This window comes from Salmonella sp. NW177, assembly GCF_051811585.1.
In the GTDB taxonomy this organism is placed as follows: Bacteria; Pseudomonadota; Gammaproteobacteria; order Enterobacterales; family Enterobacteriaceae; genus Salmonella; species Salmonella enterica.
Genome location: NZ_JAMMZV010000003.1, coordinates 69338 through 94826, shown reverse-complemented (window position 1 = coordinate 94826; position 25489 = coordinate 69338). Strand labels below are relative to the sequence as shown.

25 protein-coding genes, 1 tRNA gene and 3 pseudogenes are annotated in these 25489 nt (G+C 50.3%); 8 read left to right on the top strand and 21 right to left on the bottom strand.

Annotated features, from left to right (window positions below; genetic code table 11):
- Positions 1-3 precede the first annotated feature (3 nt).
- Together stbD and stbE are read left to right on the top strand one after the other, a co-directional pair.
- Positions 4-1329: a fimbrial usher protein StbD gene (gene stbD, locus NA986_RS10790; RefSeq protein WP_000899100.1), complete on the top strand. Its 1326-nt coding sequence runs from the start codon at positions 4-6 to the stop codon at positions 1327-1329.
- On the top strand, positions 1295-2053 hold the full coding sequence (stbE, locus tag NA986_RS10785; protein ID WP_023137643.1) for a fimbrial biogenesis chaperone StbE: 759 nt from the start codon (positions 1295-1297) through the stop codon (positions 2051-2053). The genes stbD and stbE overlap by 35 nt, the downstream gene beginning before the upstream one ends.
- Before the next feature lie 47 nt (positions 2054-2100).
- Here stbE and NA986_RS10780 read toward each other — a convergent pair whose 3' ends face one another.
- Positions 2101-2499 (bottom strand): hypothetical protein, encoded by a 399-nt coding sequence (locus NA986_RS10780; RefSeq protein ID WP_000766844.1) that lies wholly within the window; start codon positions 2497-2499, stop codon positions 2101-2103.
- A gap of 691 nt (positions 2500-3190) precedes the next feature.
- Between NA986_RS10780 and NA986_RS10775 the strand changes: the two are divergent.
- Positions 3191-3463: pseudogene (locus NA986_RS10775) on the top strand (cytoplasmic protein).
- On the opposite strand, the gene NA986_RS10770 reads toward NA986_RS10775, so the two are convergent.
- The 9 genes and pseudogenes from NA986_RS10770 to NA986_RS10730 form a co-directional block, all read right to left on the bottom strand.
- Positions 3408-4373, bottom strand: coding sequence for a LysR family transcriptional regulator (locus tag NA986_RS10770; RefSeq protein ID WP_000859023.1), 966 nt, complete (start codon positions 4371-4373; stop codon positions 3408-3410). The pseudogene NA986_RS10775 and the gene NA986_RS10770 overlap by 56 nt on opposite strands.
- Positions 4374-4406: 33 nt before the next feature.
- A complete protein-coding gene (locus tag NA986_RS10765; RefSeq protein ID WP_198910086.1) occupies positions 4407-5321 on the bottom strand; it encodes an alpha/beta fold hydrolase in 915 nt (304 codons plus the stop codon).
- The gene (locus tag NA986_RS10760) at positions 5321-6199 is read right to left on the bottom strand and encodes a fumarylacetoacetate hydrolase family protein (protein ID WP_000780210.1); all 879 of its coding nucleotides are present in this window, start codon (positions 6197-6199) and stop codon (positions 5321-5323) included. Before NA986_RS10760 ends, NA986_RS10765 begins: the two co-directional genes overlap by 1 nt.
- Positions 6200-6213: 14 nt before the next feature.
- A complete protein-coding gene (gene leuD / locus NA986_RS10755; protein WP_000379342.1) occupies positions 6214-6840 on the bottom strand; it encodes a 3-isopropylmalate dehydratase small subunit in 627 nt (208 codons plus the stop codon).
- A gap of 1 nt (position 6841) precedes the next feature.
- A complete protein-coding gene (gene leuC / locus NA986_RS10750; RefSeq protein WP_001274857.1) occupies positions 6842-8263 on the bottom strand; it encodes a 3-isopropylmalate dehydratase large subunit in 1422 nt (473 codons plus the stop codon).
- Positions 8264-8394: 131 nt separating this feature from the next.
- On the bottom strand, positions 8395-9633 hold the full coding sequence (locus NA986_RS10745) for an MFS transporter (RefSeq protein ID WP_077957195.1): 1239 nt from the start codon (positions 9631-9633) through the stop codon (positions 8395-8397).
- A 340-nt stretch (positions 9634-9973) separates the two neighbouring features.
- Positions 9974-10297, bottom strand: a complete 324-nt coding sequence (locus tag NA986_RS10740) for a DUF1889 family protein (protein WP_001539227.1) — start codon at positions 10295-10297, stop codon at positions 9974-9976.
- Between the two features lie 109 nt (positions 10298-10406).
- Positions 10407-10478: a hypothetical protein gene (locus tag NA986_RS10735; protein ID WP_071604630.1), complete on the bottom strand. Its 72-nt coding sequence runs from the start codon at positions 10476-10478 to the stop codon at positions 10407-10409.
- Between the two features lie 4 nt (positions 10479-10482).
- Positions 10483-10848, bottom strand: a pseudogene (locus NA986_RS10730) (diol dehydratase reactivase ATPase-like domain-containing protein); the annotation flags it as partial.
- A 66-nt stretch (positions 10849-10914) separates the two neighbouring features.
- On the opposite strand from NA986_RS10730, the gene NA986_RS10725 reads away from it, so the two are divergent.
- Positions 10915-11061: a hypothetical protein gene (locus NA986_RS10725; protein ID WP_023258355.1), complete on the top strand. Its 147-nt coding sequence runs from the start codon at positions 10915-10917 to the stop codon at positions 11059-11061.
- A gap of 156 nt (positions 11062-11217) precedes the next feature.
- Positions 11218-12078: an IS3 family transposase gene (locus tag NA986_RS10720; protein ID WP_254895321.1), complete on the top strand. Its 861-nt coding sequence runs from the start codon at positions 11218-11220 to the stop codon at positions 12076-12078.
- 17 nt (positions 12079-12095) lie between these two features.
- Here NA986_RS10720 and NA986_RS10715 read toward each other — a convergent pair.
- From NA986_RS10715 to proB, 4 genes and pseudogenes are all read right to left on the bottom strand, one after another.
- Positions 12096-12350: pseudogene (locus tag NA986_RS10715) on the bottom strand (Arm DNA-binding domain-containing protein); the annotation flags it as partial.
- 163 nt (positions 12351-12513) lie between these two features.
- A tRNA-Thr gene (locus tag NA986_RS10710) sits at positions 12514-12589 on the bottom strand.
- A gap of 115 nt (positions 12590-12704) precedes the next feature.
- A complete protein-coding gene (gene proA, locus NA986_RS10705; protein ID WP_023216993.1) occupies positions 12705-13955 on the bottom strand; it encodes a glutamate-5-semialdehyde dehydrogenase in 1251 nt (416 codons plus the stop codon).
- Positions 13956-13966: 11 nt separating this feature from the next.
- Positions 13967-15070 (bottom strand): glutamate 5-kinase, encoded by a 1104-nt coding sequence (gene proB, locus NA986_RS10700; RefSeq protein ID WP_001285275.1) that lies wholly within the window; start codon positions 15068-15070, stop codon positions 13967-13969.
- 282 nt (positions 15071-15352) lie between these two features.
- Between proB and phoE the strand changes: the two genes are divergently transcribed.
- Positions 15353-16405: a phosphoporin PhoE gene (phoE, locus tag NA986_RS10695; RefSeq protein WP_001043667.1), complete on the top strand. Its 1053-nt coding sequence runs from the start codon at positions 15353-15355 to the stop codon at positions 16403-16405.
- 50 nt (positions 16406-16455) lie between these two features.
- Here the strand turns inward: phoE and crl are convergent, their stop codons facing one another.
- From crl to gpt, 3 genes are all read right to left on the bottom strand, one after another.
- Positions 16456-16857, bottom strand: a complete 402-nt coding sequence (crl, locus tag NA986_RS10690; protein ID WP_000174693.1) for a sigma factor-binding protein Crl — start codon at positions 16855-16857, stop codon at positions 16456-16458.
- A gap of 57 nt (positions 16858-16914) precedes the next feature.
- Positions 16915-18159: an esterase FrsA gene (gene frsA, locus NA986_RS10685; RefSeq protein WP_000189586.1), complete on the bottom strand. Its 1245-nt coding sequence runs from the start codon at positions 18157-18159 to the stop codon at positions 16915-16917.
- Positions 18160-18247: 88 nt separating this feature from the next.
- The gene (gene gpt, locus NA986_RS10680) at positions 18248-18706 is read right to left on the bottom strand and encodes a xanthine phosphoribosyltransferase (RefSeq protein ID WP_001292018.1); all 459 of its coding nucleotides are present in this window, start codon (positions 18704-18706) and stop codon (positions 18248-18250) included.
- A gap of 248 nt (positions 18707-18954) precedes the next feature.
- Between gpt and pepD the strand changes: the two genes are divergently transcribed.
- Positions 18955-20412 (top strand): cytosol nonspecific dipeptidase, encoded by a 1458-nt coding sequence (pepD, locus tag NA986_RS10675; RefSeq protein WP_023216992.1) that lies wholly within the window; start codon positions 18955-18957, stop codon positions 20410-20412.
- Positions 20413-20567: 155 nt separating this feature from the next.
- On the opposite strand, the gene prfH is transcribed toward pepD, so the two are convergent.
- The 3 genes from prfH to dinB form a co-directional block, all read right to left on the bottom strand.
- Positions 20568-21182, bottom strand: a complete 615-nt coding sequence (gene prfH, locus NA986_RS10670) for a peptide chain release factor H (RefSeq protein ID WP_023216991.1) — start codon at positions 21180-21182, stop codon at positions 20568-20570.
- Complete coding sequence (locus NA986_RS10665; RefSeq protein ID WP_023216990.1) at positions 21179-22318, bottom strand: RNA ligase RtcB family protein; 1140 nt, start codon at positions 22316-22318, stop codon at positions 21179-21181. Before NA986_RS10665 ends, prfH begins: the two co-directional genes overlap by 4 nt.
- Positions 22319-22536: 218 nt before the next feature.
- Complete coding sequence (dinB, locus tag NA986_RS10660) at positions 22537-23592, bottom strand: DNA polymerase IV (protein WP_023216989.1); 1056 nt, start codon at positions 23590-23592, stop codon at positions 22537-22539.
- A 249-nt stretch (positions 23593-23841) separates the two neighbouring features.
- Between dinB and dpaA the strand changes: the two genes are divergently transcribed.
- Positions 23842-24582 carry a peptidoglycan meso-diaminopimelic acid protein amidase gene (gene dpaA / locus NA986_RS10655; protein ID WP_001225658.1) on the top strand — a complete coding sequence of 247 codons (741 nt, stop codon included), beginning with the start codon at positions 23842-23844 and terminating at the stop codon, positions 24580-24582.
- On the opposite strand, the gene NA986_RS10650 is transcribed toward dpaA, so the two are convergent.
- The gene (locus tag NA986_RS10650) at positions 24553-25320 is read right to left on the bottom strand and encodes a class II glutamine amidotransferase (protein WP_023216988.1); all 768 of its coding nucleotides are present in this window, start codon (positions 25318-25320) and stop codon (positions 24553-24555) included. The two genes, dpaA and NA986_RS10650, sit on opposite strands and share 30 nt — an antisense overlap.
- Positions 25321-25489 lie beyond the last annotated feature (169 nt).

Sequence of the window (25489 nt, the reverse complement as noted above, 5' to 3'; positions counted from 1 at the left end):
ACAATGCTTTTTAGTTTCCGAACGCTCTTGTTTATCACCAGTCTGTTTGTCAGCGCCGGAACATGGTCGTCATGTATCAAAGTCACCGATAAGAGCGCGCTCTCTGACGCGGCGATAAAAGCGGGCTACACGGCGCAAAACTGGATCGGCGCAACTGACACGAATACCGGTAATATCGGTTTGCCAACGGTGATTAGCGTCAGTAATAGTGAAACATTTCAACCCTCCGGCACACTATTGGCCAGTGGGATCGGTAACTTCCTGACGGCCGCCACCGGAACGCCCTATTCCAGTAAACAGGTACTTTACCGCTGCGATACCGCCGATGCCGGGAAGCTCTATGAGATGTATTCGACAAATGGCGATAGCGCTTTTGCGGGGGCATTTTTTACTCCCGAAGTAGAAGGCGCTTATTATGATGTGGAGCGTAATGTTGCTGTCCGTATGACAAACCTCAGTACCGGCGAATATTACAGCCGCTTCTGGAAAGAACGCCAACTTACCGCAGACAGTTGGTTTCAGGATGACAAATATATTTATATTCCTGCCAGCGCGTTTAGCAACGTGTTATATGAGATGTTTAAAATTGACTCAAGAAAATATTTTGCCTACCAGAATCCAATGGACCGAGATACCTGGACGCAGCCTCGGGGTTATATCGCGTTTAAAGGCCCAGGCTTGATTACCGAGCGGATCAAAGCGGGACTGGATCATGCCAGCGATTATTATGGCTGGCCCAGCTATTGGCCCGGGGCATGGAGTACATATAATAGCGTCACCTATGTTCGCGGCGCGTTATGTAAAATCACAGATTATCCTGCGATCGTGAAAATTCCCCCTGTCGCCGTCGGCATATTAGCCGCCGGAGGCAATAGTCAGGCGCCTTTCCACGTCAGCCTGGAATGTGAGTCCGGCGCCGTGTCCAGTGCCCTCCCGTCCACCAGCGCCGCTAATGTCGCAATGGGGTTTGTCGTTAATCAACCCACCGCTGTGGCGGCGGCGCGTCGCCTGGGGCTAACCACATCCGCAGGCGGTCTGTCGTGGCTACTGGACACCCATTATGGCGAACCTGGCGTAGCTTCCGGAGTGGGTATCCGCATCTATAACGATGCCGGTACGCCGATTAACCTGTTACCCGATCGGATCAAGACAGGCACTGGCAACGCCCGAGGCTGGTATGGCTATAAAGATTTAACCACACGGGTATCATCCGGTTCAGTAGAAACCTACAGCGGTGATTTTACTGCCTCGCTTGAGGCGATCGGCGGACAAACAGTAACGGCAGGAAGCGTGAATGCGCAATTACAGGCAGTGGTTAGTTTTCAGTAAAGTCATATTAACGCTACTTGGGTTGACGGGATGGTATGGCCCGGCACAAGCCGCCGTTAATATTGACAGAACCCGAATTATTTTTGCTTCAGATGATGTCGCTCAATCGTTGACATTATCCAACGATAATACAACGCCGATGCTGTTACAGGTATGGACCGACGCCGGAAACATTGACGCCTCTCCGGATAACAGCAAAACGCCGCTGGTGGCGCTGCCGCCGGTATTTAAAATGCAGCCAGGAGAACTGAGAACGCTTCGCCTGCTCCTGAGTTCCCGCCAGCAGCTGGCAACGGACCGGGAGAGTCTCTTCTGGCTAAACATTTATCAGATACCGCCAGTCACCCAGGACATTAAAAACCACCCGCGAAAACTGGTATTACCGCTTCGTTTGCGGCTAAAAATTTTAATTCGCCCGACCGGATTAAAAGCGCCAACGGAAGCGGAGGAGAAAAAATTACGCTTTATTGCTAAAGAGAATACTATACGGATAGTTAACCCCACCTCGTGGTATATGAGTTTAACGTTAACGATGGATAACAAGAAAAGTATCGGCGATATCATGGTTGCGCCGAAAACAGCACTTGATGTGCCGCTAACACGCTCGCCAACGCCGGGAGCATCGATAAATTATGCAGTAATCAACGACTCCGGGAACTGGCGACAATATACCGCCATACTGGAAAAATATATTAGTGAGAGTGATTTTACTCCTGAGTTTTGATGGGAAATATTCAGGGATACGATCGTATCCCTGAGACAGGCCAGAATTCAGCATGTACCATTGTCAAAAATAGCATTAAGCTGATATTTTACTTTTTGCACGGCATCTTTGTTCTGTTGAGTTCCCTTCTCCTCAACAGACATATCCCATACGTTTTCATTATCTGATTCAATTAATGTGTAGAACGTATTATTATTACGCATCATATAACCACGAAAATTATTTTCGATGCCCGTTGTCACAGGCTTAGCAACCCCTGAAATAACAGACTCCGTCTCTTTATTGAAAAGCTGATATTGAATATTTGCGCAGTTTAAATCACAGGGGGAACATTTAAGATTTAAAACAAGCAGTATCGTGTTATTTTCAAAAACAAGGGCATAATGATTGCTGGCAGATGAACATAACGGGAATAGCGCGAGAAGGAGAATTATTATCAATTTCATATTTTTATATAGACTCCGTCAAAGAAAACTTTCATTTCACACCCCTGAGAATAGCGAAAGACATACCATGCAGAACGAATGCTTTGCGGACTGACGTCCTCATAGACATCTATACCATGCTAAACAAGTACGCGAGAAAGAAAATGAGAAGATTGTTATGAAAGAAAAGGTTGTAACGATAACAGGAACAATACCTATTTCATATTCATTTAATTAATAATATTAATTTTCTATTTCATCTTTGGTAATACCCCCAATGGATTTTCCGCCTATAATGCTGCACAGGTAGCTGCTTCTCTTTTGCTGTGAGAAAACATTACATTGGTATAACTAATGAGAATGAGCAGAGGCATTAAGTCACGTAATATTGCGTTTCCTCTGTTAAGGCTTTTGTGTGAAAAGAGCATTACTTTTAGTCAGTTAGGTAGCATTACATAAGCAGAACTAAATTTGAGAAAACCTCGAAAAATCAGCATATTGAATTGATGGATGGTATTGTTTTTTAAAAGGATTTTAATTGCCAACCTGCGATAATACGCTTAAGATGAACACATATCTATTGAGCTAAAGTAGTCGCTCAATCAATCTGATTGTTATGGAGTGAGTGTGTGATACTTACAATGCCATCCAGCCGATACCAATAGAATTCTCAACCTCCGATAATCGTCACCCAAAAATCAGGTGATAAAATATGACGTTAAAACCAGGTGAGAAATCCGGTAATAATGGAGGTATCTATGTGGAGGTTGGGCCGCGTGGTGGGATAAAAGATAACTTCGCCACGATAGCGGAAACAAAACCGCGCCACCAACGCAACGCCCTAAAAGCTACTGGGTGCTGGCAAAAAGAACACCTAACAGTAAACGTAAGTCAGAGCATCTGGCGCCACGACAGTTAGCGCCGACTGATCACAGTACGCCCGGTGCTTTACCGCCTGGCAAGCATTGTGCAAGATGCTCCGTGAGGAAATCGATGCAGATTTTGATACGATCAGAACTTGATGAACGCCGGGTATACACAGCCCAGATATTCGCTTCCTGATACCACTGAGGCAACACGCGAACCAGCTCACCTCGTTCAATATACTGCGCAACATCCCATTCCGACCGCAATGTAATGCCATGACCTTTCAGGGCCCAAATAAGCACCACACTGCCGCTGTTGGAAGAATGAAAACCGTTTAGTCGGCAATGCGTCTGCTGCTTACCGTCCGTTAATATCCAATTGCCAAATGCCGAGTTTTTTTCCTGAATCATTAGGCAATCGTGCTGCACAAGCGCACTAACAGACTCTGGCTTGCCGTGGCGTTCGAGGTATTCAGGGGAAGCACACAGGATCCGTCGATTAGTGGCTAACTGCCGTGCGATATACAATTCGTTGATATCATCCCCAACGCGAATTTCAATATCGATCCCCTCTTCCACCAGATCCACTTCACGATCCGTTAGCGTGAGTTTTACCGTAATATCAGGATAGGCGATCATAAATGACGACAGCGCCTCTGCGACATATTTATGCCCAAAACCAAATGAGCAGTTGATGGTGATATTACCAGCCAACACACCACGTTGATTATCCAAACGACTGACAAAACCATCCATTTCACTGACGACCTGCATAGCCCCACCCAGCGCATTTTCGCCTTCCGGTGTGAGACGCATCACTCTGTTATTTCGAAAAAAAAGCCGGGCGTTGAGACATTTTTCAAGGATAGCGATACGTTTGCTGATATAGGAGGGAGATAACCCCAGCTCCAGCGCTGCCCGGGCAAATCCACCGTTGCGAGCAACGGTGACAAAAACGAAAAGATCTTCAACAGAAGGCCAGCCCTCAAGGGGCTGGCGATGTTTTTTTCCTACAGGTGTCGTTTTCATAGCATCAGTGCGAAGTTGCAAAGGATGACCGAGTTATAACACTGAATGTAAAAAGGACTGAAGTTTCTGGATAAAGTACTCAGGACACTCTTCCTGCGGGGAGTGTCCGCAAGGCAATGCTTCCCCCTGAACGTTTAGCGCATTTTCTTTCCAGGTACCAACCACATCATATAGTTGCCCTACCGTTCCCAGTCCTCCCCACAGCAACTGTAACGGACACCGGATACGCGCCGACGTATCTGCGGCATCATCGTCCAAATCAATCGTCGCAGCAGCCCGGTAGTCCTCACAGATCGCGTGGATCATCTCAGGGTTCTGGTAACAGCGCAGGTATTCATTGAATGCTTCCTGCGAGGTCGCGCCCTCTATTTTTAGCTGGCCAGAAATATGCTTACGCAGAAAAAATGCCGGATCGTGCGCAATCATCGTTTCGGGTAACGGGAACGGTTGAATCAGGAAAAACCACCAAAAGTAACGCGTAGCAAAGGATTTATCGGTCAAGACGTACATCGTCGCGGTTGGAGCAATGTCGATAAAAGTACAACAGGTCACACGATCCGGATAATCCAGCGCGAGCCTGTGTCCTACGCGTCCGCCACGATCATGCCCTACGAAGGCAAAACGGGAAAAGCCGAGCGCATCCATTAACATGACGATATCCTGCGCCATGGTGCGCTTTGAATAGGTACGGTGCGCCGGATCGCTCGTTGGTTTATCGCTGTCGCCATAGCCACGCAAATCCGGCAAAATGACTGTATGATTTTGCGCCAATGTCGGTGCGACTTTCCGCCATGTTGTATGATTCTGCGGATGCCCATGTAGCAGTACCAAAGGTGAACCACTGCCTCCGATAGCCACTCTTACCGTCAGACCATTTTCCAGACGAACATCCTTGAGCGCAAACCCCGGAATAAACGGAGAGGCGCCGCATTCAATCAGTGTACTCATCACTTTCTCCCGTCATGCCAGCTAACAGATGATGTTAAATAACGGCTATCCCGGACGACATTGCGCAGGGTTCCAATATGTTCAATCTCAACTTCAATAACATCACCATCGTGTAAAAACAGCGGTGGAACGCGTTTTTTGCCCACTCCACCAGGCGACCCTGTGAGGATCGTGTCGCCAGGGGAAAGCAGAGTAAAGGTGCTTATATAAGCAATGAGTGAAGCGATAGGATGGATCATATTTGCCGTAGATTCGTTCTGCACCTCCCGCCCGTTTAGTCGTGTCAGTAAACGTAGCATCTGGGGATCGGGAATGTCGTCTGTGGTCACCAGACACGGACCGAATGATCCTGTCGAAGGCCAGTTTTTTCCAGCCGTAAACCAGCTATGCTGCCAGTCCCTCACTGAACCATCCATATAGCAGCTGTATCCGGCGACATAATCTAAAGCATCCTCAGCGCTGACCCGGGAGCATCGCCGCCCAATCACTACGGCTAATTCACCTTCGTAGTCGAACTCATTGGTATTTTCAGGCTTCAGCAGCAGGCCATTATGCCCGGTCTGAGAATCCGCAAAGCGGACAAAAAGGGTTGGGGCCGGGTTGGTTTCATTAAACTCAATACGCTTATCGGCGTAATTCATTCCGACACAGATGATCTTCTGCGGATCGTCAATCACCGGCAGAAAAGTGACTTCCTGGTAGTAATAATCCGCCGGCTCATCACACCATAACGCCGCATCCGTCAGCGCATTAGCGCACAGTAGAGATTTCAAAGTGGGATATTTGTCGCCAAGCCGCTGCGAGAGATCAATTATTCCGGTTTCCTGCATAATGCCGTAGCGTTTGCCACCGTTCACAAGATATTGAACCAGTTTCATTGCAGTCTTCTTCCTTAACCACGCGGAGATGCAGGGCGTTTTAACCACGGCCGCCGTGAATAATGCGCAACCTCAAAATTTTCAATCTCCGGCAAGTATTGCAATGTCCAGGCTATCGCATCTTCGCCTGCGGCCAGCATCGCCCGTTTGAGTTCACTGATCACAAAGGAGATCGTTTCCTCTGCCGTCGTAATTTCGCAGCGATCGAGTGAAACAGTGATAGAATTGGTATCAGCACTCGCGGCAAGCTGCGCCAGGCGCGCCAAAGCAGGTTCATCTAATGAGACCGTGAGGATCCCGTTGCGTTGGCAGTTATCATCGAAAATGCCTGCAAATGTGCTACCTATCAGCCCCCGTATTCCCAGTTGTTTTAATCCCCATACGGCGTGTTCACGACTCGATCCACAGCCAAAATTGGGGCCAACCAGCAGGAATGTCGCGCTCTGCCAGCCCGGCATGTTCAGAATAAAATCAGGATTTGGTTGGCCGCCAGCCATAAATCGACGATCGAAAAACACCCCTTTATCCAGCCCCTGGCGATCGATCCCTTTCAGGAACTGTTTTGGCATAATCACATCAGTGTCGATATTCGGTTCCAGCATCGGCGCAATTCGCCCGCTGATTTGCTTAAACGTATCCATCTTATTCCCCTGCCTGAAGTAATGACCGAACATCGACCAGATGCCCCGCTACCGCCGCCGCCGCAACCATCGCCGGGCTCATCAAATGCGTTCTTGCTCCAGCGCCCTGTCGTCCAGGGAAATTACGGTTCGTACCTGATGCACAGCGATCGCCGGGCGACAACACATCTTCATTCATCGCAAGGCACATTGAGCAACCCGACTGCCGCCATTCAAAACCGGCAGCAATAAAGATTTTCGCCAGTCCTTCTTCTTCCGCCTGGCGTCTTACCATTGTTGAACCAGGCACAATGATCCCGCGAACATGGCTGGCGATTTTGCGCCCTTCAAGCACCTTCGCAACGGCACGCAAATCCTCAATGCGACCATTTGTGCATGAACCAATAAAAGCGTGAGAGATACGAATATCTTTCAGCAACATGCCAGCCGTTAATCCCATGTAATGAAGGGCCTTCTCAAGCGCCAGGCGCTTAAGCGGATTGGTTTCCTGTTCCGGGAAAGGGACACGTCCGGTGATGGAACCTGTTTGATCCGGACTGATTCCCCAGGTGACTTTAGGCTCAAGATCATGGCAGTTGATCGCCACCGTCTTATCAAATACCGCATCAGCATCGCTGCTCAACTGTGACCATTCCAGCAATGCCTGCTGCCAGAGTTCACCTACAGGCATTTGCGGTTTACCGTAGATATAGTCAAAAACCTTTTTATCCGGCGCAATAATGGCACCACGCGCCCCCACTTCTACCGCCATGTTGCAGAGCGTCATTCGTCCTTCAACGCTCAACGCGCTGATGGCCTCACCCACAAATTCAATGGCATATCCGGTCGCGCCATCAGCGCCAATACGTTCAAGCAATTCAAGAACAATATCTTTTGCGGAACAGGCGAAAGGTAGCTCTCCCTGAACACTTACGCGCATGGTTTTGAGCTTGCGGTAAACCAGCGTCTGCGTGGCCAGCAGATGTTCAATTTCCGACGTCCCGATACCAAAGCCCAGCGCGCCAAATGCACCGTAGGTTGTCGTGTGACTATCCCCGGCGGCGATCACCATGCCAGGCATCACTAGCCCTTGTTCATGAGCAACCACGTGTTCAATCCCCTGACGCGGATCCAGCACATCAAATAATGTGATGCCAAAGTCAGCGGCATTTTCCCGAAAGTAATCAACCTGTAGCTGTCCTCCCGGATCGGTCATTAAGTCATCCCGTTGCGACCGCGTGGGATTAACATGGTCAATATTCAATAAAAACGTGTCGGGGTGCCGAACGGTGCGGCCGCGTTCTCTTAACCCGCTAAATGCCTGCGGGCTGGTATATTCATTCAGTATTGAACGATCAATATAAAGTAAAACATGTCCTTCGTTATCAAGTTCACGAATGGTATGTGACTCAACTAATTTTTCATACAGCGTTTTAGCAGACATATATATTCCTGGAGCAACGAATATCCGGGTAGCCAAATATTCACAGTTTAAGCTTTTAGCTATAGTGACACATTAATGAAAAAATGATGATTCCATTATGGAAAGTATAAAAACACACTTCGTGTCTATAATCAGAAACTCTCCTGAACTGACTGTTTTTTGATTTGCGGTTGTTTCTCATATTTTGCGAAAATAAACCGGCAGATAAATAATCCTATCCCCAGCATCATCAGACATGATGCCGCAATAGCATTCCATCCCTGCCAGGAGAAAAGATACCCGTTTAAATACCCCATTACTGCACCGCCAGAGTAGTAGCAAAGTAGATAAAACGATGTCGCCTGTCCTTTTGCGTTTGGACTCCGTGAACTGACCCAGGCTAATACGGTGGAATGAGCAGAGAAAAATGCGACTGACAGTAAAACGATACCTGAAATGAAAACCCACAGAGAAGGGGCGATTAGCGTAAGAAATGCACCGACCATCATACAGATGATCAGCATACTGAGCGCATTCATCGACCCAATATTCAACGCGACACGGGCAGCATATGGCGCAAGAAAAAAAGTTAATGAGAAGCTAACTGGAATCAAACCTATCCAGGTGTAGCTCAGCTCATAAGGCGGTCGATGCAGGTAAAACGCCAGAAAATTAAAGATGGACGTAAAAGAGCCGAAAAGAATAAATCCAATGACAAAACATAATGATACGCGGATATTCTTAAAATGTTCCAACCCGCCTTTCAACACTGCACCAAGCTGTAGTGAAGGTGTAGGAACAAACTGTCGGGATGTCGGGAGAAACAACTTCACCGCGAGTGCCATAGCAATCAGAACACCACCGAAGATAAAGAAAATCGTATCTATAGATACATGCTCCATCATCAAAGTTGCAAACACACGACCAGACATACTTCCTAGCGAATTGCCAAAAATAAAATATCCAGTAACAATCCCTGCCAAAGCAGGAGAGACTTCTTCACTGATATAGACTGTAACGGCCGCCGTAATACCACTTACTGCAATGCCGAGCAAAGCGCGGTATACCACCAGCATCGGCCATGATGATGCAGTTGCGCGCAATAGAGTTAAAATACCTCCTGCCAGCAACGAATAAAAAATGATTGGCTTTCGCCCAAAACGGTCAGATAACGTGCCGCTAAATAACATGGCTAATGCCAGAAACCCTACCTCAGCAGACAAAATCATCCCTACCTGATTCAATGGGATATTATAAACCTCACTTAACTTTGGTAATAAAGCCTGGATTGAATATAAAGAAGCTAACTCTGCCAAACCCGCCAGAGGTAATATCATTAAAATAGGCAAGTACTTACCTATTGTCTCTTCAATATTATTTTTCATACACAATGTTCCGTAAAAGATCCTGATTGCCATCTGCCTGTGTGCCAACAAACATCCGTGTATACAATATTTATCTTTTACGTTTACAGAATTGACAGCGTTCACATTTTATTTTTCTTAATAGAGACGAAATGGAATCAAGTGTTTTATGAAATGTAGATCATCTAAGAATGACGCGGTAATGGCAACGTAGTAAGTTATGAACTATATATTTATTCAATAAATATATAGACATTAATTTGACGAAAAGAAATGAATCGGCAGTCCAAAACTGTCACTGGCAACCCTTCTGGACGCCGCCATCCTTAGATGGAAACGTCCGTTAGCGTTTTATTCGATAGTCAGCTCACACGAGTTCTTTGAGCTGCTCCTGCATATAGGTCGAAAAATACTCTGGGTTTTTGATAAGGATGCGGTTACCGGAGGCGACTTTTTCTGCCCATCCGGCCACTTTTTTCGTGAACTCAGGATTCCATCCCTCCTGCTCACCCCGTGCCACCACAACTTCCGGGCTTACTGGCACGCCTAAATCATGCAAATACTTTAAAATTCCCTTAGCGGTACTTTCATCCATTGAATGGGGTACTGACGCCGATGTGTTCATACCACCAATAAAATCCAAGGCTTTTTCAATTGCTGTTGGCATGCTCTTATCCTTAAAATTAACCACGTGAGAGACACCTTGATACTATGTACCCAACTCCGCCGGGATATCAAAGAGAACATCGCCTTTCTTTGACTTACCCCGCAGCTAAACGCTTTCGCGGCTATTTTCTGCGCTATTTTTTGGCTTCTCCGGCTAAAACCAGCCCGGTCGCCACCGCATTGCGCGGGCCTTCAGTACCACGGATATTACCCTGCCCGGCGACAACGCTGTACTACGCCATCGTTATTGATAATGGCGGCATCGGTGGATCCTGCGCCTAAATCGAGGATCGCCAGCGGAGCGGCGCATCCGGGCGTCGTTAACGCGCCAGCCACAGCCATGTTGGCTTCCACGCCACCGACTTCGACGGGCGTGTTTAGCCGCGCACTCAGCTCGCTGGCGATAGCCTGCATCTGTAAGCGATCGGATTTCACCATCGCCGCAATGCCAACGGCGTTCTCCATTGAACATTCCCCGGCAATGCCCCCCTGCACCTCGCGGGGAATAAACGTATCTACCGCCAGAAGATCCTGAATATGCACGGCGTTCATGTCATGACCGGTCAGCGAGGCCATTGATCTTACCCAGCAATAGTGGACACGCGACTAAGTGAGTAAACTCACAAGTAAGAAGTGACTCACATGACAAAACCAGCATCAACCACCAAAAAGCCACGCAAGCAGCACACGCCTGAATTTCGTCAGGAAGCCCTGAAACTGGCTGAACGCATTGGGGTGGCCGCTGCCGCCCGCGAACTTAACCTGTATGAATCACAGCTCTACAACTAGCGAAGCAAACGGCAAAATCAGCTCTCTTCTTCTGAACGCGAGCAGGAGATGTCCGCTGAGATCGCCCGTCTGAAACGTCAACTGGCAGAACGGGATGAGGAACTGGCCATTCTCCAAAAGGCCGCGACATACTTCGCGAAGCGCCTGAAATGAAGTATGTCTTCATCGAAAACCATCAGGCTGAGTTCAATATCAAAGCCATGTGCCGTGTATTATCAGGTTGCCCGTAGCGGCTGGTACGTCTGGCATCAGCGTCGTCATCAGATAAACCGGCGTCAGCGGTTCCGCCTTGTCTGTGATAACGTCGTCCGGGAAGCATTCAGTGACGCAAAACAACGCTATGGTGCGCCACGCCTGACGGATGAGCTTCGTGCTCAGGGTTACCAGTTCAACGTGAAAACCGTGGCGGCCAGCCTGCGTCGGCAGGGGCTGCGGGCGAAAGCCTCGCGCCGGTTCCGTCCGGTCAGTTACCGCAAACATGGTCTGCCAGTCTCAGAGAATCTGCTGAAGCAGGACTTTTACGCCAGCGGCCCGAATCAGAAGTGGGTGGGTAACATCACGTATCTTCGCACTGGTGAAGGCTGGCTTTATCTGGCCGTGGTTATCGATCTGTGGTCGCGGTCAGTCATTGGCTGGTCGATGTCCTCGCGGATGACAGCACAGCTTGCCTGCGATGCGTTACAGATGGCGCTGTGGCGGCGTAAATGTCCGGAAAATGTCATCGTGCAGACAGACAGAGGCGGTCAGTACTGTTCAACGGATTACCAGAGCTTACTGAAACGCCATAATCTGCGGGGAAGTATGAGCGCCAGAGGTTGTTGTTACGACAATGCCTGTGCGGAAAGCTTCTTCCATACGCTGAGGGTGGAATGTATCCACGGAGAGGACTTTGTCAGCCGGGAAATAATGCGGACAGCAGTGTTTAATTATAGTGAGTGTGATTACAATCGGTGGCGTCGTCACAGTGCCTGTGGCGGTCTCAGTCCGGAACAATTTGAAAACCAGAACCTCGCTTAGGGTTGTGCCCATATTACGCGGGTAGGATCACAGCTCTTTCCTTCTGCCACAAGTTTTCGGGCATCATCACGACGAGAACTGACATCTGCAAGTGTGATCGTCGGATACACACCCAGCGAGATCATTTTTGGCTTACCGGCAAAACGATAACGGAACCGCCAGCTCTTGCTTCCATTAGGTTCAATTAGCAATGACAACCCTTGCCCATCTCCGAGTGTATAGGCTTTAGTTTCAGGCTTAGCGCGGCGAATCTGCATATCGTTTAAAGGCATGTGGATAGGAATCCAAGACCGAACAGGAACATATACACAATCCTATACACATTCAGTGTCGGATTCTACTGGATGGTTACGGACGGTGATGGACAAAAAAGCAATAAAGTCGTTATAAATCAGTGTATTTATGGATGAATACGGACGTTTGAGGAACTTGAGATGGTGCCGATAATAGGAGTCGAACCTACGACCTTCGCATTACGAATGCGCTGCTCTACCAACTGAGCTATATCGGCCCTGAGAAGGGTGTGTTCACGCGGGTGAATCACGGGGTAGAAGGTTAAAACTAACCGGGCGGTGCGTCAATAGCCTTGCTACTCAACCGGCTATTTTTGCACCGCTCGTCATTAATTACGCACGAATCGTACCATCGCCAAAGCCGATCCACTTATAGGTGGTAAGCGCTTCAAGCCCCATCGGACCGCGGGCATGTAATTTCTGCGTGCTGACCGCCACTTCTGCGCCAAGCCCAAACTGCCCGCCATCGGTAAAACGGGTAGAGGCGTTGACATAAACCGCAGCGGAATCCACTTCGTTCACGAAACGCGCAGCATTATGCATATCACTCGTCAAAATCGCATCGGAGTGCTGAGTGCCATGTTCGCGAATGTGGCCGATAGCGCCATCCATATTTTCGACCACCACAACGTTCAGATCCAGAGACAGAAACTCGTTATCCAGCTCTTCCGGTTTCAGCGGCACCAGTTTGGCAGGGCCATGCAGCTCCTGCATGACGGTTTCATCCCCATGCAACGTCACGCCGCTCTCCGCCATCTGCTTGCTCAGCGCAGGCAAAAAGCGTTCTGCGATGTCCTGATGCACCAGCAAGGTTTCCACCGTGTTACAGGTGCTCGGGCGCTGGGTTTTGGCGTTGACGATAATCTTCAGCGCCGGGGCGATGTCTGCGCTGCTATCGACAAAAATATGGCACACGCCAATCCCGCCGGTAATCACCGGAATGGTGGATTGCTCGCGGCACAGTTTATGCAAGCCTGCGCCGCCGCGCGGGATCAGCATATCGATGTACTTATCCATACGCAGCATTTCATTGACCAGCGAACGGTCCGGATTATCAATCGCCTGAACCGCCGCCTCCGGTAAACCGCAAGCTTTCAGCGCCTTCTGAATGACACGAACGGTTGCGGCATTCGTGCGATGCGTCTCTTTCCCACCGCGTAGAATCACCGCATTACCGGTTTTCAGACACAAAGAAGCCACATCAACGGTAACATTCGGACGCGCCTCATAGATAACGCCAACCACGCCCAACGGCACGCGGCGGCGCTCCAGACGTAGCCCGCTGTCCAGCAGACCGCCGTCGATCACCTGCCCGACCGGGTCGGCAAGATTACAGACCTGGCGCACATCGTCAGCAATCGCTTTCAGACGCGCAGGGGTCAGCGCCAGGCGGTCCAGCATCGCTTCGCTCAGGCCGTTGGCCCGCGCCTGCTCAACATCTTGTACGTTCGCGCTGAGGATACTTTCCATTTGCGCTTCCAGTTCATCGGCTATTTTTTCCAGCACGCGATTTTTTTCGCCGCTGGAGAGCAGCGCCAGCTTATACGACGCCGCTTTAGCAGCAATGCCCATTTGTTCCAGCATATGCCTGTTCCTTATCGAGTAATCATGTCATCACGATGAACAGCGACCGGGCCATATTCATAGCCCAGAATCGCATCGATTTGTTGAGAGTGGTGACCGGCTATCCGCCGCAGAGCATCACTGTTATAACGGCTGACGCCATGAGCGATATCACGCCCTTGCAGGTTACAAATTCTGATGACCTCCCCCCGCGAGAAATTGCCCGTCACGCTTTTGATGCCTTTTGGCAGAAGTGAACTGCCACGTTCCAGCATTGCCGCGGTTGCGCCTTCATCAACCGTAATTTCGCCTGCCGGCGGCGCGCCGAAGATCCAACGTTTGCGGTTCTCCAGCGGCGAGGCTTGTGCATGAAAACGGGTACCGACGGAAATCCCCTCCATCACATCGCCGATCACGCCCGGTTTACTGCCTGAGGCAATAATCGTATCAATACCCGCGCGACAGGCCACGTCTGCCGCCTGAAGCTTAGTGCTCATACCACCGGTTCCCAGCCCGGAAACGCTGTCTCCCGCGATAGAGCGCAGCGCATCGTCAACGCCATACACATCTTTGATAAGCTCCGCCTGCGGATTGCTACGCGGATCGGCGGTAAATAATCCTTGCTGATCGGTCAGCAGCAGCAGTTTATCCGCGCCTGCCAGGATCGCCGCCAGCGCGGAGAGGTTATCGTTATCGCCCACTTTAATTTCCGCTGTCGCAACGGCATCATTTTCATTGATAACCGGCACAATATGGTTATCCAGTAACGCACGCAGCGTATCGCGGGCGTTCAGAAAGCGCTCTCTGTCTTCCATATCCGCACGCGTCAACAGCATCTGCCCGATATGGATACCGTAAATTGAAAACAACTGCTCCCACAGTTGAATCAGACGGCTTTGCCCTACCGCCGCCAGAAGCTGTTTAGAGGCGATCGTTGCCGGCAGTTCCGGGTAGCCGAGATGTTCACGTCCGGCGGCAATCGCGCCAGAGGTAACAATAACAATACGATGTCCCGCGGCGTGTAGCTGCGCGCACTGGCGGACAAGTTCTACGATATGGGCACGGTTCAGGCGGCGCGATCCGCCTGTTAGCACGCTGGTGCCGAGTTTTACGACCAGCGTCTGGCTGTCACTCATGATTCTCTGCCGTTCAAAATAAGAAATAAAGACCAAATGAACGTTTTAGCAGGACTGGCTCCGGTTGCCAACAACCTGTACGCGTAGCGTGAAATTTTGTTGCGCAGGATCAGCAAGCGTAGCGGCGGAATTTGACCATTTTATTACCGCAACAATTAAACATATTTTTTTAAAAAAATCCTCACTTTGTCATAAATCTTTCATTACCGAACGTTAAAAACCTTCCTGTTTTTTACCGGGTCTCCCGACAAATCATAGCGCGTAATTAAAACAGGAATGGAAATGAATAAGAGCACTCTGGCAATAGTGGTGAGTATCATCGCATCAGCATCTGTTCACGCCGCCGAGGTTTACAATAAAAACGGTAATAAGCTTGATGTGTATGGAAAAGTTAAAGCCATGCACTATATGAGCGATTATGACAGCAAAGATGGCGATCAAAGCTACGTTCGTTTTGGTTTTAAAGGCGAAACGCAAATTAACGATCAATTGACCGGCTACGGGCGCTGGGAAGCTGAGTTTGCCGGTAATAAAGCCGAAAGTGATTCGTCCCAGCAAAAAACCCGCCTGGCCTTTGCTGGTCTGAAATTAAAAGATATCGGTTCTTTTGACTATGGACGTAACCTGGGCGCGCTGTACGATGTTGAGGCCTGGACGGATATGTTTCCCGAATTCGGCGGCGACTCTTCCGCCCAGACCGATAATTTTATGACTAAACGCGCCAGCGGGCTGGCGACTTACCGCAATACCGATTTCTTCGGCATCGTTGATGGACTGGATCTTACCTTACAGTATCAGGGGAAAAACGAAGATCGCGATGTGAAAAAGCAAAACGGCGACGGCTTCGGCACATCCGTGAGCTACGATTTCGGCGGCAGTGATTTTGCCGTCAGCGGCGCTTATACTCTCTCCGATCGCACCAGGGAGCAAAATCTGCAGCGCCGCGGTACGGGCGATAAAGCCGAAGCCTGGGCTACGGGTGTAAAGTATGACGCGAATGATATTTATATTGCGACCTTCTATTCAGAAACCCGCAACATGACGCCAGTTTCCGGCGGATTTGCCAATAAAACCCAAAACTTCGAAGCAGTTATCCAGTATCAGTTTGATTTTGGTCTGCGTCCGTCATTAGGCTATGTACTGTCAAAAGGCAAAGATATTGAGGGCGTCGGCAGTGAGGATTTGGTGAATTACATTGACGTTGGCGCAACCTATTACTTTAACAAAAATATGTCCGCGTTTGTAGATTACAAAATCAATCAGCTTGATAGCGATAACACGTTAGGCATTAATGACGATGATATTGTGGCAATAGGGTTGACCTACCAGTTCTGATAAGTCGCATTGTGCCTGATGGCGCTACGCCATCAGGCATGACAGCAGGGTTATGCCGACAGTTTTACCGGCTCGTCGTTGAAATCGTCAGACGGCTCCAGCGCCAGCTCCATAGAAATCAGCAGGTCGCGTAGCTTTTCATGAAACTCGCGTAGCGTGTATTCCAGTCGCTCCACCACTTCGGTTTCGTTAATCGGCACTGCGGTCCAGTTGCCCTCTTTATCAAACAAACCAAACTGATAACGATAAGTGAAGCGTTTCTCTTGTGCTTCCAGCTCCATCCACCAGCCCCAAAATTCACGCTTCTCTGGCGCGGGCTTCACGTTGACGCAAACTGCCAGGCAATCGAAAAAAAAACGATTGTCTTCGCACTGCCCTTCCCGGATATAGGGGCCAAGCGCGGTAAATTTCTTGATCAATCTACTTTTCGGGTGTCCACTCGGTAACGTCATTGCGATCTCCTTTAATGAAGCAACTGTTTTACCAAATCAATAGAATTTATCAATCTATTAACACAATCTATGATTAATCCAGTCGGTAATTTCTTGCAGCGCGTGGTCAAAATTGCGGTACACCGGGTTAAAAGGGATCTCTATCAGCTTACCGTCTGAAGATGATGTTGTAATTAAGCGAGACTCTTCTTCCGGGCTGAAAGGATCGTTTTTCCAGAAGCCGGAAAGCATTGGCGTAGGACAACGTCTGCCCAGTAGCCCCTGTACTTTCAACGAATAGCGATTGAGCTCCACACGCAGCGCCTCATCCGAAGCATCATGCATACCCAGACGGCTGGCCAGCACATCCAGATACATCTCCGGCACCGTGCTCTGTCGTTGCGGATCGCTAAGTAGCGCATGGACCACCGGCCCCAGGCAAGCCACCGCTTTCAAACGCGGCGCTTCCAGATAGGCCAGACGCACCGCAACGTTGGCGCCAAAACGGAAACCAAACGCCGCAACACGGGTATGATCCACCCAGGGGACATTAGGAAGCGCTTTTAACACATGCTGGTGGAGCAAGCTGGAATCCTGGGTTAATTTCCACTTTGATGAAAATCCAACCGAAGGCATATCAAGCGTTAACATCGCAATACCGCGCGGCGCGAAATAGCGTTCATACAGGGTGTAATAGTCGGTTTGCATGGCGTCCAGGCCGCCGCACATGAGCACCGTCGGAAACGGACCATCCCCTTTCGGCATATGTAAAAACGCGGTGACAGGCGAACCGCCAGGAACGGCAAATTCCATTTCACGTAACGAGCCTGGCAACCGCTGCGCGGCCTCTTCATAGGCGCGATTCGCCAGCGCCTGCGCCTGCTCCGCCAGCTCATCGCCCTTCAAATGCGGGTAGGCGGCAATGTTATAGAGCGTTGAGGCATGAAGCCAGTAGCGTCCGCTGCGCATGGCGTCCTGTTCCTGACAGGCTTTCTGCTGCCAGTCCATCGCCTGCTTTGCCCACTCATAAATCCAGTTGCCGCCGCGGTAACCGATGACCGTATCGTATAAATCATCATCCGTTCGCTCTGCGTCGCTCATCACAATGCGCGCCTGCACATCAAGGATTTCTCGTGGATCAACGCCGCGCCAAATCCACATCAGGCGGTTTATCATGCGATACCAGTGCGGGACGTTCTTACCGTCCAGCGCGGATTGCATGGGCGGCTGCGACCCACGATTGAACCGACGGACAAGGGTAGACGTTTCAGTATGTTTAAAGCGGGGTTTGAACAGGGTTTCGCTGAGGTTAGCCTGTGTCATTCGTGCAGCCTCCTTGGATACTCATAGAGGCTTATTGTAACCAATAAAACAGCGCCCGGCATTGCCGGGCGCTCTGAAAAGCTGCTGATTAACGACCTGAAATCGGCGGTACAAATACCACACCCATATCCCAGGGCTGCTCAATCCAGGTGTTCTGAGGAATATCAATAACATAATCATCAACCAGCGGACGGCCCGCCGGTTTAGCGAAAATCGTGACGAAATGCGCTTTAGGGTACATTTCGCGAATCGCGACGGCGGTGCCGCCGGTATCGACCAGATCGTCGATGACGATAAAGCCTTCGCCGTCGCCTTCTGCACGTTTCAGCACTTTCAGTTCGCGCTGGTTATCGTGATCGTAGCTGGAGATGCATACGGTATCGACATGACGAATGCCCAATTCACGCGCCAGTAGTGCGCCCGGTACAAGGCCGCCACGACTTACGGCAATAATGCCTTTCCATTGTTCTGAAGGCATGAGGCGGCTCGCCAGTTTGCGTGCGTGAATCTGCAACATGTCCCAGGTGACGACGTATTTTTCGCTCATGTGAAGTGTCCCAGCCTGTTTATCTACGGCTTAAAAAGTGTTCGAGGGGGAAATAGTTGCGCGAGATTATAGAGACCTGACGCGCTAAAAACCAGTGTTTAGCGGAATCCACGCCTCTTTTTGTATGCTTTATACTACCCGCAGGCGGAGAAAGTGGTATTCTCAGTCGCATCTCGTAAGAGTTATCAATTCCGCTAACCCTGTGGCCTGTAAGAACGTTTTTCAGACCACCGCCAAGGAGACTTATCGTGTCTGAACTGTCTCAGTTATCACCACAACCTTTGTGGGATATTTTTGCCAAAATCTGTTCTATTCCTCACCCGTCCTATCACGAAGAGCAACTCGCGGAACATATTGTGAGTTGGGCCAAAGAGAAAGGCCTTTACGTGGATCGCGACCAGGTCGGTAATATTCTGATCCGTAAGCCCGCCACTGCAGGTATGGAAAATCGCAAGCCGGTCGTTTTACAGGCGCATCTGGATATGGTGCCGCAAAAAAATAGCGACACCGTTCACGACTTCACTACAGATCCTATCCAGCCTTATATTGATGGCGAATGGGTTAAAGCGCGCGGTACTACGCTCGGCGCCGACAATGGTATTGGAATGGCTTCTGCGTTAGCGGTACTGGCTGATGATAATGTCGTCCATGGCCCGCTGGAAGTGCTGCTGACCATGACCGAAGAAGCGGGCATGGATGGCGCGTTCGGCCTCCAGTCCGGCTGGTTGCAGGCCGACATCCTGATCAACACCGACTCTGAAGAAGAAGGTGAGATCTATATGGGCTGCGCAGGCGGCATCGATTTTACCTCTAATCTGCCGTTGACCCGTGAAGCTGTACCCGTAGGATTTGCGTGCTTTAAGCTAACCCTGAAAGGTCTGAAAGGCGGCCACTCCGGTGGTGAAATTCACCTCGGCCTTGGCAATGCCAACAAATTGCTGGCGCGTTTTCTGGCCGGGCACGCAGAAGAACTGGATCTGCGTCTGATCGATTTCAACGGCGGCACGCTGCGTAACGCGATTCCGCGCGAAGCGTTCGCTACCCTCGCCGTTGCCGCAGACAACGTAGGCGCTCTGAAAACATTAGTGAACGCTTACCAGGATATTCTGAAAAACGAACTGGCGGAAAAAGAGAAAAACCTGACGCTGCAACTCAATGAGGTTGCCAGTGATAAAGCCGCATTGACCGCGCCGTCACGCGATACCTTTGTGCGCCTGCTGAACGCAACGCCGAACGGCGTGATCCGCAATTCAGACGTGGCGAAAGGCGTAGTGGAAACATCGCTGAACGTTGGCGTGGTCACAATGTCTGATGCGAATGTCGAAATTCACTGCCTGATTCGCTCTCTTATCGACAGCGGTAAAGATTATGTGGTGAGTATGCTGGATTCGCTGGGCAAGCTGGCTGGCGCGAAAACCGAAGCAAAAGGCAGCTATCCGGGCTGGCAGCCCGATGCGAACTCGCCGGTCATGCACCTGGTGCGGGAAACCTATCAGCGTCTGTTCAACAAGACACCGAACATCCAGATTATCCACGCCGGCCTGGAATGCGGTCTGTTTAAGAAACCCTATCCGGATATGGACATGGTTTCTATTGGGCCTACCATTACCGGACCTCACTCTCCGGATGAGCAGGTGCATATCGAAAGCGTCGGCCACTACTGGACTCTGCTGACCGAATTGCTGAAAGCGATTCCTGCGAAGTAAGAAAGCGCTAAAATGCCCGTCCCATTTCTGGACGGGCTAGCAATATGGAATATCGGGTATCCATTGCCAGATAACCTCTCCTGAATGCGCTGAAATAGCGCTGCGGCTACACGCGAATAGCCGGACAGCCCTATAACAGCGCCGGTAACACCGAATTATTGTGGCGTAAACGCCATTCCTTTAAATATCCGTAGCGGATTGCCGCGCTCAATCTGATGATGGAACAGACGCCTTTCAGACTTCAACGCCGCACACTCATTTTGCCGTTGCTGTTCCAGCCGCCAGGCAATCAGCAGCCGGGCCAGACGCTTATTCGCATGTTGACTGCGCTCCGACTGAACCTTCACGCTAATCCCGCTCGCCAGGTGCGTGGCCCGCACTGCCGAGTCGGTTTTATTAACGTGCTGCCCACCCGGGCCGGAAGAGCGCAAAGTCTCGAAACGAATCTCATCAGACTGTATGTGCTCGTCGGCGGAAAAGCGCCCAATGCCGACGTGCCAGTTTTTTCGCCCATGGTGCGGACGATACGGGCTGGTACAAATCCACAGTAACGTGCCGCACCAACGTTCACTGAAAGCCATAGCTTTTTCGCCGTCCAGCGAGACCAGCGCGGAACGCAGCGTGTCTGGTAATCGTCCCGGCTCCGTTTCAAGTCGCGTCAACGATACCTTTTCTCTGGCGGCTTCTTTCGTCAGACAATCCAGCGCTTTTTTTACCGCCAGACAACACTCGTCCGGTCCCTGTGCGGAAGAAAGTTGCAGTAAGATCATGCGCTTTTCTCCCCTGAGGTTTTCAGCGTCAGCACCGGACGCAGGCAGGCAACCGGCGTAATCAGTCCGGCGTCTGCCAGACAATCCACAACGCTATCGATGGATTTATACGCCTGCGGCGCTTCTTCATAAATGAGCTGGCGATCGCGGCAAATCACCCGGCTACCCATCCCGGTACGGCAGAGCTGTCGCGGGGTAAATTTTGCCGATAACCGGTCTTTACACTCGGTACGCATCCATTTGCGCCCCGCGCCGTGCGCCAGGGAGAAGAGGCTCTCCTCGCTGACGACGGGTTTCACCAGCCAGCTATAATCGCCGCGCGAGCCGGGGATAATCACCAGTCCCTGCCCATCTGGCGTAGCGCCTTTACGATGCAGCCACCCCGCCTCACTCGCGACAGTACAGGGTTCAACAAAGTTATGCGCCACATCCAACCGCGGTTCGCCCTCAGCCCTGAGCTGTTGCAGTATCCGGCGGGCAATCAGCGCGCGATTACTGCGGGCAAATGCCAGCGCATCGTCATGTTCTGCAAGGTAGCGGCGCGCATCGTCGCTATCTTCCGGCAAACCGTTATGCGAAAACGCCTCCACATGACGACGCAGGATAGCTTGCCCCAGACCGCGTGAACCACTGTGTACCAGCAGTAATAACTGCGCTTTTTGCAACCCCGACAAAGCGAACGAATCAGCATCGACGATGCGATCGACCTGCTGCAGCTCGGCAAAATGATTGCCGCCGCCAATGGAACCCAGCGCAGAGCGCCACGAATGATGCTGCATTGCGGCGGGGACATTCTCCTCCAGCCACTGCGCGTCCGCCACGTCAGTCAGCGACGCCAGCCGCTTCTCCAGTTTATCGGCGTTATATTTACGCCCTAAAATATCCGTTTGCCATAACGCCATGCCGCAGCCGATATCGTTGCCGACCAGCGCCGGATAAAAGCGTCCACGCGAGAAAAAGGCTGCGCCAATAGGGTAACCGCGCCCCGGATGCAGATCTGGCATCCCGATAACGCGTTTCATACCGGTTAACTTAGCCGTCGTATATAATTGTTGGATCGCGGAATCTTCGATCCACAGGTTATCTGATGCGATAGAAAATACCACATCTGATAAAGGACGAATATAATTGCCCATATACCATTCCATATATGAATTAAAAAATCAGGAAATGGCAGACTAATCCAGAGCAATAAAAGAAAATTAATCCTGGAAAGGTCTGCAAAGTGCGTTCAGAGAATAAAGTGTCATGATGAACCTCCTTTGCAGTTATTGAGAATGAGAAAACGCGGGTATAGTAATACTGAAATTTAGATGGCGCAATCGTAATAGTGATAAAATCTTAATGGCCTGACTTATAACCCTAACACCAACTGTCGTTCCAACTGAGGGTCGAGCAGCGTTACGTGTAACCCCACCAGCCGTACGCCGCGCTCGCCGCGACGCTCGTCCCAGGTTTTACGGGCGGTGGTAATTAAGTCTTCTTTATTTAATTGCGGCCAGACATGTTCCTGAGTGGTTTGCTGAAAATCATTAAATTTTAATTTAACGCCCTGTCGGGCAATCAGTAAATCGGGCTTTACTATAGCCAGACGACGCTCCAGTTCCGGATATAAATGTTCAATAATGGCCTCGCAGTCCGACCACTCATGAATATCCTCCGCCAGAGTACGCTCAACGCCTACCGATTTACGCAGCCTTTCGCTGTTAACATCACGCTCGTCAACACCCTGACTACGCTCCCATAATACCCGGCCAAATTTACCGAAGCGTTTGAGAAGCATCGCCAGATCGCACTGTTGAATATCCCCGCAGGTTCTTAACCCCATATTTTCCAGTTTGGCGGCGGAAACTTTCCCCACGCCTGGAATTTTGGCTAACGGCAACGTTTTAAGAAAGTCGGGTACATCGGCTGGCGTAATAACATATTGTCCGTTCGGTTTATTGAGATCGGAGGCAATCTTCGCCAGAAATTTCACTGGCGCAACGCCGGCGGAGGCGGTGAGTTGCAGTTCATTGAAAATAGTCTGACGAATCTCCCTGGCGATCAGCGTCGCCGAACCATAACAGTGCGGGCTGTCAGTCACATCCAGCCAGGCTTCATCCAGCGAGAGCGGTTCAATCAGTGAAGTGTAGCGGGAAAAGATGTCACGTACATGCCGCGAAGCCTCTTTATAGGCGTCAAAGCGGCCAGGCAATAGGGTGAGATGGGGGCACAGCTTTAGCGCCATGGCGGTCGGCATCGCGCTGCGTACGCCAAACTGGCGCGCAGGATAGTTGGCGGTACTGATAACGCCTCTTCGCTCACGACTCCCGCCAATGGCAATGGGGATATCGCGTAACGCCGGATTATCACGCATCTCTACCGCGGCAAAAAAACAGTCCATATCAACATGTATGATTTTGCGCATCGCTCGCCCCCACAATACTGTTTAAGTGTACAGTATGTTTTATTGCGCGCAAAGAGACATTTGCGTTAAAAATACGACATATTCGAAGGTATGACGACGAAAGCGGCGGGAAAATTGTAAACGTACACACGGGGACTTGCGAAAAACTGCCGTGGTGCTAATGTGAGCGCTCCAAATCCAGATTACTCCGATTTGGGGACTCTTTTGCCGTTCTGGCGTGTGTAACCGTTTTATCAAGGAACAAGCAGTATGCGTAAAATCGCATTTTTTCTTGCGATGCTTCTGATGCCGTGCGTCTCATTTGCCGGTTTGCTGAGCAGCAGCAGCCCCGTCACGCCGGTCAGTAAAGAGTATAAGCAGCAGTTAATGGGCTCACCGGTCTATATTCAGATTTTTAAAGAAGAGCGCACCCTTGATCTCTACGTCAAAATGGGTGAGCAATACCAGTTGCTTGATAGCTACAAAATTTGCAACTATTCCGGCGGGTTAGGCCCGAAACGCCGTCAGGGCGATTTTAAAAGTCCGGAAGGGTTTTACAGCGTTCAGCGCAATCAACTCAAGCCAGACAGCCGTTTTTATAAGGCCATCAACATTGGTTTTCCCAATGCCTACGATCGCGCGCATGGCTATGATGGTAAATATCTGATGATTCACGGCGCCTGTGTTTCCGTCGGCTGCTATGCCATGACCGACAGCGGCATTGATGAGATTTTCCAGTTTGTCACCGCCGCGCTGGTCTTTGGTCAGCCGAGCGTGCAGGTGAGTATTTATCCGTTCCGGATGACCGACGCCAATATGCAGCGTCATAAATATTCATATTACAAAGATTTCTGGGCGCAGCTAAAACCCGGCTACGATTATTTTGAACAAACGCATAAGCCGCCAACTGTTTCTATCGTTGATGGGCGTTACGTCGTGAGCAAACCGTTGAGTCACGAAGTCGTTCAGCCACAGCTGGCCTCAAATTATACGCTCTCCGAGGCAAAATAACGCCCATTCGCCTGGCATAATCTTTTGCCAGGTTTCATTCCCCGTTAGCGGCTGGGTAGCAATCACGGTAACCACGTCATTTGGCGTGGTCTGTGAGCTGAAATCAATTTCCATATCCTGATCCACCAGCGTGGCTACGCCAAACGGCGCCCGGCGAGTGATCCAGTGCAAATGGGTTGAGCAAAACGCCATCACATATCGCCCATCTGACAGCAGCATGTTAAAAACGCCTTTTTCACGTAATACCGTCGCCAGTGTCGCAATATATTTAAATACCGCTGTCATGTTGCCCGGCGTGCGGGGATAACGCTGCGTTAATTTATACAATAGCCAGCAAAACGCTTTTTCGCTGTCGGTTTCCCCCACCGGACGAAAATTACCGGTTTCCAGCGACTTATAACCATTGAGCTGACCGTTATGAGCATAAGTCCAGTTGCGTCCCCATAATTCCCGGGTAAAAGGGTGCGTATTTTCCAGCGCCACTTCACCGCGATTAGCCTGACGGATATGGGCGATAACCGAGCAGGACTTGATCGGGTAATTCTGTACCAGTTTCGCAATCGGCGAATGGTAGCTCGGTTGCGGATCTTTAAACGTGCGACAGCCCTTTCCTTCGTAAAAGGTAATTCCCCAGCCGTCTTTATGCGGCCCGGTTCCGCCGCCACGCTGCACCAGTCCGGTGAAGCTAAAGCAGATATCCGTCGGCACATTGGCGCTCATCCCAAGCAGTTCGCACATACATCACCTCCACTAACGCCTTAAGCGGGAAGGCGTAATTTTTACAGCCAATCAAAAGTCTAAATATCAAAGAAAACAATATGCTATACCCTAAATAATTCGAGTTGCAGGAAGGCGGTAAGGGAGGAAATCCCCAGGAGCATAGATAACTATGCTCCTGGGGTTTCTG